Annotated in this window: 12 protein-coding genes; 3 read left to right on the top strand and 9 right to left on the bottom strand. The window is 70.3% G+C overall.

Annotated features, from left to right (window positions below; translation table 11 throughout):
* Positions 1-40: 40 nt before the first annotated feature.
* Genes AC069I_RS19600 through AC069I_RS19640 form a run of 9 tightly spaced genes read right to left on the bottom strand, consistent with a single transcriptional unit; the run spans position 41 to position 10,409 of the window.
* Positions 41-1,510, bottom strand: coding sequence for an isochorismatase family protein (locus AC069I_RS19600; protein ID WP_478266138.1), 1,470 nt, complete (start codon positions 1,508-1,510; stop codon positions 41-43).
* The gene (locus AC069I_RS19605) at positions 1,497-2,138 is read right to left on the bottom strand and encodes an SRPBCC family protein (RefSeq protein ID WP_478266139.1); all 642 of its coding nucleotides are present in this window, start codon (positions 2,136-2,138) and stop codon (positions 1,497-1,499) included. The genes AC069I_RS19600 and AC069I_RS19605 overlap by 14 nt, the downstream gene beginning before the upstream one ends.
* Entirely contained in the window at positions 2,135-2,635 is a 501-nt protein-coding gene (locus AC069I_RS19610) for a (2Fe-2S)-binding protein (RefSeq protein ID WP_340688410.1), read from the bottom strand. The genes AC069I_RS19605 and AC069I_RS19610 overlap by 4 nt, the downstream gene beginning before the upstream one ends.
* The gene (locus AC069I_RS19615; protein WP_478266140.1) at positions 2,632-5,037 is read right to left on the bottom strand and encodes a xanthine dehydrogenase family protein molybdopterin-binding subunit; all 2,406 of its coding nucleotides are present in this window, start codon (positions 5,035-5,037) and stop codon (positions 2,632-2,634) included. Before AC069I_RS19615 ends, AC069I_RS19610 begins: the two co-directional genes overlap by 4 nt.
* Complete coding sequence (locus AC069I_RS19620; RefSeq protein WP_478224630.1) at positions 5,034-5,900, bottom strand: FAD binding domain-containing protein; 867 nt, start codon at positions 5,898-5,900, stop codon at positions 5,034-5,036. Before AC069I_RS19620 ends, AC069I_RS19615 begins: the two co-directional genes overlap by 4 nt.
* The gene (locus AC069I_RS19625) at positions 5,897-7,285 is read right to left on the bottom strand and encodes an MFS transporter (RefSeq protein ID WP_478224631.1); all 1,389 of its coding nucleotides are present in this window, start codon (positions 7,283-7,285) and stop codon (positions 5,897-5,899) included. The genes AC069I_RS19620 and AC069I_RS19625 overlap by 4 nt, the downstream gene beginning before the upstream one ends.
* Before the next feature lie 34 nt (positions 7,286-7,319).
* A complete protein-coding gene (locus AC069I_RS19630) occupies positions 7,320-8,591 on the bottom strand; it encodes an FAD-dependent oxidoreductase (protein ID WP_478266141.1) in 1,272 nt (423 codons plus the stop codon).
* Positions 8,569-9,366 carry a maleate cis-trans isomerase family protein gene (locus AC069I_RS19635; RefSeq protein ID WP_478224633.1) on the bottom strand — a complete coding sequence of 266 codons (798 nt, stop codon included), beginning with the start codon at positions 9,364-9,366 and terminating at the stop codon, positions 8,569-8,571. Before AC069I_RS19635 ends, AC069I_RS19630 begins: the two co-directional genes overlap by 23 nt.
* Complete coding sequence (locus AC069I_RS19640; RefSeq protein WP_016335108.1) at positions 9,363-10,409, bottom strand: 2,5-dihydroxypyridine 5,6-dioxygenase NicX family protein; 1,047 nt, start codon at positions 10,407-10,409, stop codon at positions 9,363-9,365. The genes AC069I_RS19635 and AC069I_RS19640 overlap by 4 nt, the downstream gene beginning before the upstream one ends.
* Positions 10,410-10,612: 203 nt before the next feature.
* Here AC069I_RS19640 and AC069I_RS19645 point away from each other — a divergent pair, with 203 nt between their 5' ends.
* The 3 genes from AC069I_RS19645 (at position 10,613) to AC069I_RS19655 (ending at position 12,854) form a co-directional block, all read left to right on the top strand.
* Entirely contained in the window at positions 10,613-11,113 is a 501-nt protein-coding gene (locus tag AC069I_RS19645) for a MarR family winged helix-turn-helix transcriptional regulator (RefSeq protein ID WP_465455551.1), read from the top strand.
* Positions 11,114-11,196: 83 nt separating this feature from the next.
* On the top strand, positions 11,197-11,862 hold the full coding sequence (locus AC069I_RS19650) for a HEAT repeat domain-containing protein (protein ID WP_478224634.1): 666 nt from the start codon (positions 11,197-11,199) through the stop codon (positions 11,860-11,862).
* Entirely contained in the window at positions 11,856-12,854 is a 999-nt protein-coding gene (locus AC069I_RS19655) for a HEAT repeat domain-containing protein (protein ID WP_478266142.1), read from the top strand. The genes AC069I_RS19650 and AC069I_RS19655 overlap by 7 nt, the downstream gene beginning before the upstream one ends.
* Positions 12,855-13,166 lie beyond the last annotated feature (312 nt).

A 13,166-nucleotide genomic window follows, 5' to 3' on the forward strand; every position in this document is an offset into this window, starting at 1 on the left:
TCACCGCCACCCGTCGCGAAAGCCACCTTCGCGACATGCTTCAGAGCAGCTTCCGCAACGCCTCCCGCAGCGCGGCAAGAGCGGCCTCGGGCTCATCCCAGAAGATCATGTGCCCCGCCTCCGGGATCTCGGCGAACTCGGCCGACGGATTGCACTCGGCCGCTTCAGCCGCACCAGCGGCGGTGACTACCGGGCTCGCGCCGCCGTAAAGGAAGTAGGTCGGAGCGGGCACCTTCGGCCAGTCGTCGAAGAAGTCCTCGGATTCGAACCCGGCGTGGGTGGCGACGATCGCGGAGCGGGAGCACGAAGACAGCCAGCGGGCACGCAATTCCTGTTCCCGGCGCGGCCATCGCGGCCAGGACCGGGCCACCTCGTCGGCGTCGGTGCCCCGGCGGGCCTGCGCGAGTTGCCCGAGGAAGGCGTCGAGAGTGGTGGGATACGGCGCCCGTCCGGGACCGCTCAGCGGAGGGTCGGCCAGCACCGTGCCCCGAAGTGGCCGGGTAGTGGCGGCACGCGCGGCGATCCGCGCGCCCATGGAGTGTCCGAACAGGATCGGATCACGCAGCCCGAGTCCGTCCACGACCGCCTCGACGTCCGCGGCGTAGCTTCCCAGGTCGTAGTCGGGCGCGTCATCGGACAGCCCGCGCCCGCGGACGTCGAGCACGAGTGGCCGCACGAGGTCGGTGAGTTCCCGTGCCACGAAGTCCATCGTGACCGCGGGGCTGGTGATCCCCGGCAGCACGAGCACCGGGACGCCGTCGGCGGGACCGTAGTCGAGCACGTGCAGCCGGACCGGGCCCGACGTCACCCAGCGGCTGGTCGCCGGAACGTCGCCGAGATCCGCCAAGGCGGGTTGACCGAGCGTGCGGCGATCCAGATCCGCGAGATACGCCAGGGCCTCGTCGAGATCGACGACGTCCGCGTATTTCGCTTGCAGGTCGAACAAAGCGGCATCGTGCGGTCCCTGCGCGCGGTCACCGCAGGCTTCCCGCACGACGAGCGTATTGAAGCCGGATTGGACGGCGTCGACGGCGGTCGCGCGGACACATCCCGAAGTGGTCGCGCCGCAGACGACGACGGTGTCCGTGCCCAGGCTCGTGAGGAGCGCCGCCAGCGAGGTCCCGTGGAACGCCGACGCGCCCTTCTTCAGGATCAGATGGTCGCCCTGCCGCTGGTCTAGCCGCGGGTCGAGGGCGACCGCTTCGCTTCCTTCGCGCAGCGCCCGCATCCCGGGCGCTTTCCGGAGCCACGCGACGGCGTCGCCGTCCGCTTCGGCGGGTATGTAGGAGATCGCGGTGTAGATCACCGGCACGTCCCGCCGCCGGGCTTCGGCGACGAGAGCGGCGGTCGCGGTCACCTCGGCGGTGAGGTCGGCTCCGGACGGGAAGCCGGGTTCGGTGAACCCGCGGGTCAGGTCGACCACGACCAGGGCCGGGCGCGATCCGCGCGGCACGCTCGCGCCGAAACCGGCTCGGTCGTACACGCTGTCGAGACGTTCATCGACGGGCACGCTGCAACTCCTTGATCAGTTTGTCCTGAGTACGGATCCGGCCCAGAAGCCAGCCCTGGAACAACCCGAGGGCCGCGGCGGCCGCGATCACGCCGTAGCGTTTGACGTTGTCGGGAACCAGCATCGCCAGACCGTCGAGAGCCTCGCCGCCGCCGGCCGGAGCGGGTTTCGCCACCGGCGCGGGCCGCCCTTCCAGCTGGTCCGCGAGATTGCGGGCGAACTGGTCGAGCAGCCGGGTGGAGACGGCGCCGATCGCGCCCTTGCCGAATTGGGCGAGCTTGCCGCGGATCGACAGATCGGTGCGCAACTCGATGGTGGCGCCGCCGGGTGCCTCGCGCACGGTCAGCGTGACGTCGGCCTCCGCGTCACCGTTGCCGTGGGCGTCGGCTCCCCTGGCCACCAGCCGCAGGCTGCGGTCGGCGGGGGTGACGTCGGTGAACCGCACGGTGCCCGAGTAGGCCGCGGTGATCGGGCCGACCTTGACCTTGACGCGGCCGAGATAGGCGTCGTCATGCCGCCCGTCGAGGATCGCGCCCGGCAGGCAACCGGCCACCCGTTCGACGTCGTTGATCAAGGCGAAGACCGCGTCGGGTCCGGCCGGGACGGACAGTTGGTTTTCCAGGATCACGCTGTCGCCTCCTTCTTCGCGGCGTGGCACCGGCGGGTCGCGGTCGCCTCGATCGCGTCGACGATCGTCTGATAACCGGTACAGCGGCACAGGTTCGCCGAGACGGCCTCGCGGATCTCCTCGCGGCAGGCGTCCGGCCGCTGGGCGAGGAATCCTTCGGCCAGCATGAGGAATCCGGGCGTGCAGAAGCCGCACTGCAGACCGTGGTGCTCGCTGAAAGACCGCTGCAGATCGGAAAGTTCGCCGTCCTGCCCCAGCGATTCGACCGTGCGGATCTCGGCCGTCTCCGCCTGGACGGCGAACATCAGGCACGCCCGCACCGGCTCGCCGTCGACGAGGACGGTGCAGGCGCCGCAGACCCCGTGCTCGCAGCCGACGTGGGTGCCGGTGAGCCCGAGGTCGTGGCGCAACACATCGAGCAGGGTCTTGCGCGGCTCGACGAGGGCCTCGTGCGACTCGCCGTTGACGTTCAGGACGATCAGGTGCCGGTCGCTCATGATGGGACGCTCACTTCCTGGTGGATCTCCGCGTCGAGCGCGGCGAGCACGGTCTGCGGGTGGACCGGGGTCGTGTCGAGTTCGACCCCCGTACGGCGCAGCGCGTCGTTGATCGCGTTCAGCACCGCGGCCGGCGCGCCGATGGTGCCGCCCTCCCCCGCGCCCTTCGCGCCGTTTTCCGTGAAGGCGCAAGGGGTTTCGAGGTGGGTCACGGTGATGTCGGGGATCTCCGTCGCGGTCGGGACGAGGTAGTCGATGAAGCTCGCGGCCGACGGTTCCCCATTGCCCGCGTAGGTGATCTCCTCGAACAACGCGCCGGCGATGCCCTGCGCGATCCCGCCGCGGCACTGGCCGTCGACGACCTGCGGATGGATCACCACGCCGCAGTCCTCCACGCAGGCGTAGCGCAGGATCCGGATCTGGCCGGTGCCCGGATCCGCCTCGACGACCACGGCGTGCGTGGCGTTGGAGAACGTGCCGTCGCCGGGCACGTCGAAGCTCGCCGTGGCCGTCAACGTCGGTTCGACGTCCTTGGGCAGCAGATGACTGCGCAGGTAGGCCACGTCGGCGATCTCCTCGAACGACGCGCGCCGCTCCGGGTCGTCGATCTGGACGACGCCTCCGTCACCGTCGAGGCGGACGTTGTCAGGACTCGTTTCGAGCAGGTGCGCGGCGATCCTGCACAACAGTTCGCCCAGTTTCCCGGCCGCGAGGGACACCGCCGAGCCCCCGATCGTCACCGAGCGGGAGGCGAAGGTCCCCCATCCGTAGGCGATGCGCTCCGTGTCGCCCTGGCGGAGCTTGACCTGGTCGAGGTGCAGGCCCAGCCGGTCGGCCACGATCTGCGCCAGCGTCGTCTCGTGGGACTGGCCGTGGTTCATGGTGCCGCTGGTGACCACGACGGAGCCGGTGGTGTCCATCCGGATCTCGGAGATGTCGAAGCCGGGGACCACGGCCATCTTCCGCTTGGCGAAGGCGCCCGAGCCGTATCCGGTCCGCTCGGAGAAACAGCAGTAACCGATGCCGATGTGCCTGCCCTCGGCGGCGGCACGGTCCCGGATCTCGTACCACCCCTCGTCGCGGATCGCCGCCTCGGCGAGTTCGAGCGATTCGCGGTAGGTGCCGGGGTCGTAGGTGATGGCGTTGACGCCGGTGTACGGGAACTGCGTGATCACGTTGCGCCGCCGGATCTCGACCGGATCGAGGCCGAGTTCCCTGGCGGCGCGTTCCATGACCCGTTCGATCGCCATCACGTACTGAGGACGGCTGACCCCGCGGTAGGGCGCCGTCGGTGCCTTGTTGCTCGCGATGGCGCGGGCACGAACGCGGTACTCGGGCACCTGGTACACGCTCGGCATCTCGGCCGACGCCATCAGCGGCTCGATACCCGCGGTGAACGGGTAACAGGAGTACGCGCCCATGTCGCAGACGACGTCGACGTCCAGCGCGGTGATCCGCCCGTCCTCGTCGAACGCCGCCAGCGTGCGGTAACGCTGTTCCCTGGCAAGGAATCCGGCCGTGAGCGCCTCGCGCCGGTCTTCGATCCATTTCACCGGCCGGTTCAGCCGCCGGGCCGCCGCCGCGACCGCGATCTCCTCGCGGCCGACGACGCATTTCTGACCGAAACCCCCGCCCATGTCCGGAACGGTGACCCGCACGGTGCGTTCGGGGACCCGCAGCGAACGGGCCATCGCCGTGCGCACCTGATGCGGCACCTGCGTGCACATCTGGACGAGCAGCTGGTCGTCGCGGTCGTCCCAGGAGGCGACCACTCCCCGCGTCTCGAGCGGGAGCGCGTTCTGCCGTCCGCTCTTCGTGACGACTTCGACCACGCGGCCGCCGCCCGCGCGGGCCGCCTCGAACGCCGCGTCGACACCGGGTGTGTCGAACATCGACACGTCGACCAGCACGTTGCCGGGCGCCTCGTCGTGGACGAGCGGCGCGTCCGCGGCGAACGCCGACTCCTCCGACACGATCGCCCCGAGCGGCTCGTAGTCCACCACCGCTGCTTCGACGCCGTCCTCGGCGCTGTACGGATCGCGCGCGACGACCAGTGCCACTGGTTCGCCGGTGAACCGCACCTTCTCCCTGGCGAGGATCGGCATCGCGGTCGGCGAGAACTCCTCGGGCGGGCGGTCGAGCAGGGCGACGATGTCACCGAGATCGAGGTCGGCTGCCGTGTAGGCGGCGATGACGCCGTCGACCGCCAGAGTGGCCGACAGATCGATCCCGGTGATCGTGCCGTGCGCGACCGTCGAACGGACGAAGGCCGCGTGCAGCATCCCGGGCTGCTGGATGTCGTCGACGAAGCGGCCCCGGCCGGTGAGCAACCGGGGATCTTCGCGCCGGGGCACGGACGCGCCGACCCAGCGGCCGTTACGCCCGTCGAACCGCGGAGTCATCGCGTTTCTCCTTTCTCCCAGGCCTCGTGCAGCGCCCGGGTGACGAGGGTGCGCGCCAGCCGACGGCGGTAGGCGGCGCTCCCCGCCGCGTCGTCGGGCGGATCGATGGCCGCGGCCGCGGCCTCCCCGCACTCGGCGAACAGGTCCGGTCCCGGGACACCGTCGTCGAGCAGCGCCTCGGCCTCGGGCACCCTGACCGGCGCGGGCGCGACGCCGCCGAGCACGACCCGGCCCCCGTGCTCCGCGTCGATGCTCACGGCGGCGTCGACGATCGCGAAATCGCCGTGGCGGCGGGCGAACTCGGTCAGCGCGGCCCGGGGCGACGGGCGGGTGAAGCGCACCGCGGTCACGACCTCGTCCGGTTCGACGGCCGTGGTGTAGAAGCCGTGGAACATCTCCGCGGCCGGGATCTCCCTGGGCCCGCCCGGACCTTCGGCGACGATCACCGCGTCGAGCAGCAGGGCCAGCAGGCACCACTCCGCGGTCGCGTCACCGTGGACGACGCTGCCCGCCACCGTGCCGCGGGACCGGATCGGCAGATGCCCCACCCACCGCATCGCGCGGGACAGCACGGCGAAATCCGGTCCCAGCTCGGCGACCTCCACCGCCCGATGGGTGACCATCGCGCCGATCGTGAGGCTGGAACCGTTACGCCGGAACGAGTTCAGCGCCGGTTCCCGCCGCAACGGGCCCAGATCCACCAGCGCCGTCGGCCGGGCGAGCCGGAAGTTCATCATCGGCATCAGGCTCTGGCCGCCGGCGATGAGTTTCGGGTCCTCGCCCGCCGCGGCGAGTTCGCCGAGCAGGCCGACGGCGTCGGTGACGTCGTGGGCCCGGTGGTACCGGAACGCGGCGGGCTTCACAGAGCCGGCCTGGTCTCGGCGGCAGGCTCGGCCGGGTCGACGATCCGGTCGAGTTCGCGGCCGCGGGTCTCCGGCGCGCCCGTCATCATGAACACGGCCGCGGCCACCACGAGCACACCCAGCACGGTGAAGGTGAGCGGCAGCCCGAGCACCGGCCACAGCACGCTGCCGAACAGCAGGGGCGCGAAACCGGTGATCGCCCGGCTCGACGACGACGCCCAGCCGAACCCCGAAGCCCGGAGTTCCGTCGGGTACAGCTCGGAGACGTAGGCGTACATCACCGGGATGACCACCAGCGCGAACAGGCCGAACGCGCCGATCGCCACGACCGCCGCGGCAGGCGTGTCGAGCAGCAGGGAGAACACCACCAGCGACAGTGCGGTGAGCGGACCGGCGACCATGATGATCCGCTTGCGGCCGACCTTGTCGACCAGGAGCACGGCCACCGCGACACCCACGATGCCGGTCGCGTTCATGAGCGCGGTCGACGCGAAGGCGGCGATCTCGCCGAATCCCTGCGCCCGCAGGATGGACGGCATCCAGCTGAGCGCGGCGTAGTAGACCAGCATGACGCTGATGAACAGCGACCACGCCACCGCGGTGATCCGCGGGTTGAACGCCCACACCCGGCGCAACTGATCGAACGCGGCCGCGACCGCGCCACCGCGGGTGTCCTCGACCACCGCGGGCGGGACCGAGTAGGGCTCCGGTGTCGCGCCCGTGCGGCGCACGAGATCGTCGATCACGGCGCGTGCCTCCGCCTCGCGCCCCTTGCGCACCAGGTACAGCGGTGATTCCGGGACGCCACGCCGCACCCAGAACAGCAGCAGCGCCGGCAGGATCATCAGCACCAGCATCCAGCGCCAGTTCCCCTCGACCGGGAGCAGCAGCGTCGCGGTGACGGCGGCCAGCGTGGTCCCGATCGGCCACCAGCCGTCCATCGCGGACAGCACCCGGCCGCGATGGCGGCGCGGGGAGAACTCGCTGACGATCGCGTAATCGACCGGGATACAGCCGCCGAGTCCGATACCCGCCAGGAAACGCAGGGCAAGGAACGTCTCGACGTTCGGGGCGAACGCCCCGAGCACGGAGAACAGCGCGAACAGCAGCAGCGTGACACTGAACGCCCGTTTCCGGCCGATCCGGTCCGCGACCGTGCCCCAGGCGACCGCCCCCACGGCCATGCCGATCAGGTTCGCGGTCGCCACCAGCCCTTTCGCGCCGGCGGACAACCCGAATTCCGCCCCGACCAGCGGGGTGAGGAATCCGTTCAGCGCGACGTCCCAGGCGTCGAACATGTAGCCCAGCCCGCCGATGAGGAAGATCTTTCCCTGCACGCTCCAACGCCAGGGCAGGTCCTGGACGATCTGATCACCAGTACGCATGAACCACTCCGATGCGATTGCCGGCCAGCGCGCCTCAGCGGGCGAACTGGTAGTGGATGGACTCGGTGTCGGGGTCGGTGAGCGGGCTGCCGTTCCACAGCCAGTCGTAGGACACGTCGGATTCGCCGTCGAAGCGCCGTAGCTTCTCGTCCCGTTCGCGCTGTTCGGGACCGTCTGGCAGGTGATAGAAGTCCATGTTCTGCAGCGAGGCGTCCTGCACCATGCCCGCGTGCTTGGCGCGCCGGTCCACGTAGCGGATCAAAGCACCGTCGATCCCGTCGCGGGTGACGCGCCCCAGTTCCTCGGCCAGCACCGCGGCATCTTCCATCGCCTGGGACGCGCCTTGCGCCTGATACGGCAGCATCGCGTGGCACGCGTCGCCGAGCAGGGCGACCCGGCCGTCGACCCAGACCGGGTCGCGGCGGCGGCGGTACATCGCCCACACCGAGACGTCCTCGTCCTTCGCCTTGGCCAGCATCGTCGGTACCCGATCGTCCCAGTCGTGGTACTCCGCGGCGAGTTCGGCGGCGGTGGCCGGGCCGCTCCAGTCCTTGGCCACCGCTTCGGTGCACGGCACGATCGCGACCACGTTGAGGTACTCCCCGCCGCGGATCATGTAGTGCACCAGGTGTTTGTTGGGGCCGTACCAGATCGTGGAGTGATAGCGGTCGGCCAGGAAGCGGGTGGCCGGGTCCTGCGCGATGAGGTCGCCGGAGATCAAGGCCCGGTACGCCATCTCTCCGGAGAACGCGAGGGTGTCGTCGAAGCCGGCGAGGTCGCGCACCGAAGACCGGATGCCGTCCGCCCCGACCACGATGTCACCGGTGAACCGGCGTCCGTCGGCGGTGATCACGGTCGGCCGGTCCGGCACCGACCGGTCGAGGTCGACCACCCGCGCGCCGGTCGCCACTCGCACCACCGGACCGGGGACCTCCGGATCGAGGCAGGCGTCCAGCAGCACTCCGTGCAGGTCGGCGCGGTGGTAGTGCCAGTAGGGCGCGCCGTACTGGTCGGTCACGCGCCTGCCCAGCGCCAGCTGGGCGATGATGCTGCCGTCGGCCCAGCGACGGCGCACCTGGTCCTGCGGCTCGGTCCGCACCCGCTCGAGCCGGGCGCGCAGGCCGAGCCCGATGAGGATCCGGCTGGCGTTCGGCGCGGTCTGGATCCCCGCGCCGATCTCGCCCAGCTCAGGGGCGGCTTCGACCACGGTGACGCGCAGACCCCGTTGCCGCAGGGACAACGCGGCACAGAGCCCGCCGAGCCCGCCACCGACGACAACGACCTCAAACGACTGACTCGCGGCCATGCCCGCCTCCCGTCTTCGTCATAGCTTTCGCGCCACTGAGCAAGCTGCCGGCACCGGGCACCCAAGGCTCCACGCCGAGTTCCGAGAGGATCCGGAACGTCGTGGCCGTCGCCGCCGAGAGGACCGGGATCCCGATCTCGTCCTCCACCGGCTGGATCGCGGGCAGCGAAGGCATCTGGACACAGGCGGAGAGCACCAAAGCGTCCACATCGGACAGATTCAGTCTGCGGTGGTGCTCTCGCAGCCCGGCGGGATCCAGCCGGGCGACGGCGAGATTGTCCGCCACTTCGAGCGAAAGCGCGTCGGCGACCTCGAACCCGGCGTCCTCGATGTACTCCGCCACCGCCGTGGTCAGCGGCTTCATGTACGGCGTGATGATCGCGACCTTGCGGGCGCCGAGCGCGCTCAGCCCGGACAACAGCGCGCCGGCGCTGGAGACGACCGGTGACTCGCAACCCTCTTCGCGCAGCACGCGCGTGATGTCGTCCTCGGCGGTGCAGTGGTAACCGGGCCCCTGGGCCATGATCGCCACCAGGCACGCGGTGGCGACGACGTCGGGCCGCGCGTCGGCGAGTTCGGCCGCCGCCCGCCCGGCCTGGGCGTTCATCGCCCGCAGCTGTTCGGGTTCGACGTGCCGCATCCTGGCCCTCGCGGAGTGGAACACGAACCGGTCCCCCGGCTCGGCCTCCTCCCTGGCGCGCAGCATCCGCGGCAGCTCGGTCTCCATGGTGAGGTTCGAACTGGGGACGATCATCCCGATGTGGTGGTCGCTCATCGGCGGGCCGCCGGGCGCATCTCGGCGACGGTCAGCTCACCGTTGTCGACGATCAGTTCGTCGTCCAGGTAAAGGGAATTGCCGCGCATCGGGATGTCGAAGTGGCAAGGTGTGTCGTTCGGTCCGCCGAGCTCGTTGTTGGGGCCGATGGAGAACATGACGTTGCCGTAGAAACTCCGCAGCTCCATGCCCATCCCGCCGGGGAACTGGGTCAGGCCGTGCCAGTGCGCGCGCTCGTCGAGCCCCCAGCCCACGTGGCTCATGCCGTAGCCTCGCGGATCGTCGAAGCTCTCGATGTACGAGCGCAGCAGATCCGCGTCCAGCCCGGACGATCCGGCACCGCCGCGGATGTCCCGGATGAACCCCTGTTCGATGGTGATCTCCACCGGTGTCTGTACGTAGGTGTTGAACGGCAGCAGCACATCCCCCGGCGAAAGCACGATCTTCCCGTCGACACCGTCGTCGGCCCCGCCGGTGAACACGAACGCCGCCGGCCAGTGGTCCCAGCGGCCGGGAGTGTCGGTGTAGCCGTATTCGGACAGCGTCGGGTACACGCCGAGCTGATAGGTGACGTCGGTGCCCGCCGGGCTGGTGATCCGCATCGTGCCCGCCTTGGCGAGAAGTTCCGCGCCGATCTCCACCCGCTCGCGCAGTTCCTTCGTCGGCATGAGCCGGGCCAGCAGCTCGGGCGGTTCGACGGCGGTGAGGATCCGGGTGCCCGCGTCCTGGATGGCGAACTGTTCCTTGCTGAACAACAGGAACGTGCAGTCGACCACCATGTCCACGCTCTTGAGCGCCTCGACCGCCAGCGGAATGTTCCCGAGCCCCGAGTCGCCGACCGCCCACGCCCCCGCGGCGCTGACCGGTGACGGCAGCCGCATGTGGTACGCCGAGGCACCCAGCTGCTGGGCGGCCCACAGGAACGCGTCGGCGTACTCCGCGCGCTCCCCGCCGCGGGTCAGCACCACCACGGTCTCGCCCTCGTGCACCCCCGAGAACGTCAACTGGCGCAAGCAGATGTCGTTGAACAGGTTCCGGTCCATCCTCGACCACCTCCATATTGATCCGAGCACGTACTATCCGGGTACGCAAGAGTTCAGCCGGACCTTCATCCGAACACGTACTATCCGGATACGCAAGAGGTGACCGTGGACAGATCTCGGCGGTCTGCCACTGAGCGACCGTCCGGACACGTAGGATCACCGCGGGGGCCCGGGCAGCGGGTTGGAGCCGACAAGGAGCAGCGATGGGTGAATCGGCGCGCACGGGCCGGCGCAGGGACGACACACCGGCCGTCACTCCCGCGCCGCCGTCGGACCTGCTGGCGGCTCCCGGCTACGGCGCCCGCAGGCTGTACCAGGCGTACCTCGCCGCGTGGAACCGCCATGTGGATCCGGTGTTGACCGGTCCGCAGTTCGCGGTCCTGTCGGCGGTCCGCGCCTATCCCGGCAGCGACCAGAGTTCACTCGCGGGCGCCGTCGCGCTCGACACCTCGACGATGGCCGATTTGTGCCGCAGGCTCGAACGGCGGGGGCTCATCCGGCGTGTCGAATCCCCTCACGACGCGCGGCGCAAACTGCTTTCGCTCACCGACGAGGGCAAGTCGGTCTTGAGCCAGGTGAACCGCCGCGCCCGCCGTCTGGACAAGGCACTCCTCGACGGCGACGACGACATCGACATGGCGGCTTTGCTCAACGCGCTGGGCGCCCGCTGGGAGCGGATCGCCGAGGTCGACAAGCTGCGCTGAGGCCGACACGCCGGGTTCCGGAGCTTGAGGGTTGACCTTGACATCGTGACAAGGTCTTCACTGAAGCGCAGGAGGTGGTTCCCATGAACCCGACCACGGACACACCGCTGCTCGACGCTCTCGGTGCCGAGGACTCGTCGACGCGGCTCAAGGCCGCCATGGCCGCAGGCACTCGGCCCGACCCGCGCTTCACCGACGCCCTGGTCGCGCGATGCGCGATCGAGCCCGACTTCTTCGTCCGCGACATGCTCACCTGGGCGCTGACCCGTCTCCCGCCGTCGAGCACGGTGCCCCGGCTCCTGGTGGAGCTTCGATCCGAGCGGGCGCAAGCACGGAGCCAGGCGTTGCACACCCTGTCGAAGATCGGGGACCGCGCCGCCTGGCCCGCGATCACCGCATCCCTGTTGCACGACGCGGACGACGAGGTGGCGCGAAGCGCCTGGCGTGCGGCCGTCATCCTCGTGCCGGAGGGGGAACGAGCCGGACTGGCCGCTGAACTGGCGATCGAGCTCGGCCGTGGTGACCGGAACAGGCGGCTGAGCCTCAGCCGGGCGCTCGTCGCGCTCGGGGACGCCTGCGAGCCGGCCCTGCGGAAGGCATCGGAGAGCCGCCATGACGCGGTGCGCGCGCACGCCTTCGCCACGGAACGCCTCCTGCTCGACCCGGAAGCGGGGTTCGACGTGACGGCGGACGAGGCGAAACGGATCATGGCGCTCGGTCCGCAAGGGGCCGGAGGATCGGCGTGCTGATCGGCGAGGTGGCGCGGCGTTCGGGAGTGAGCTCCCGGATGCTGCGCCACTACGACTCCCTCGGGCTGGTGCGGCCGACGGGACGCACCGTCGGCGGCTACCGGGAGTACCAGGACGAGGACATCCGCAGGATCTTCCATGTGGAGAGCCTGCGCTCACTCGGGTTGTCCCTGCGCCAGATCTCGCGCGCGCTGGAGGATCCGACCTTCACGCCGTCGACGCTGGTCGGCGATCTCATCCGTCAGGCGGAGGACCGGTTGAACCGGGAACGGGAGCTGCTCGCGCGGCTGCGTACGGTCGACGCGTCCGCCCCCTCGGACTGGCAGGACGCCCTTCGGATCGTGGAGCTCCTGAGAGGGCTCACTTCGCCTCACGCGGCGCGCCGCCAGCAGGCCGCCCTGAACCCCGCCGAAGAAATGCCGGTTCCCGCCGACCGGATCGCCGACGCGATCCTGACCGAGGCCGACCCGAACGTCGCCGGAGCCCTGCGCTGGGCTCTCGCGCGGGCGGGCGGCGACGGGGTGGCCGAGGTGGCGGCAGGACTGCACGCGGAGGACTCGGACGTCCGGCAGCGCGCGGTACTGGCGCTCGCCGAGATCCCTGGCGAGGAAGCGGGCAAGGCGCTCACGGAGGCGCTCGGGGACTCCGACGCGAGGGTGCGCGGGCCCGCCGCGCTCGCCTTGGGCGGGAGGGGCACGACCGCGGCCATCCCCACCCTCCTCGGCATGGTGGTCGACGGCACGAACGACGTCGAAGCCGCAGAGGTCCTCGGCGCGCTGATGGAGCTTCCCGGCTCCGAGGAACGGATCATGGCCGCCCTGGCCGACGCGCTCGCGGCGCACACCGGGGATTCCGCGGTCCGGATCCGCGTGGTCCAAGCCCTGGCGGAGATTCCAGGGGCCAAGGCGGGCGGCATGCTGGAGCTGCTGGCCGGGGACCCCGATCCGGCTGTCGCGCTGATCGCCTCCGCCCTCGCCGACCGGGACCGGTGACCCACTGGGGCGCCACAGATACAGGGCCTATAGAGGGACAAGGCAAACGTTGCGCGACCGCGAGGCCCTCTGCCACGTAGACCTTTTTTGCCGGTTTCGAGGCAGAGGGCGACCTTCGCGCCCCATTCGTCCACAAGGGACACTTCATGGCGATTGAATGTCTGATTGATACCTATATGCAGGGTTCCCGAGGGGGTCGTGGGGGGGGGTTTTGGGTTTTCCCCCCCAACCCCCCCCCCCCCCCCCCACACCAAACAAACGTTTTGTGCCCAAAACCCCCTGCTGGTTCCCTACAGGGCCCTTTCCTCCCTC

Source organism: Amycolatopsis sp. NPDC043885 (assembly GCF_056435685.1).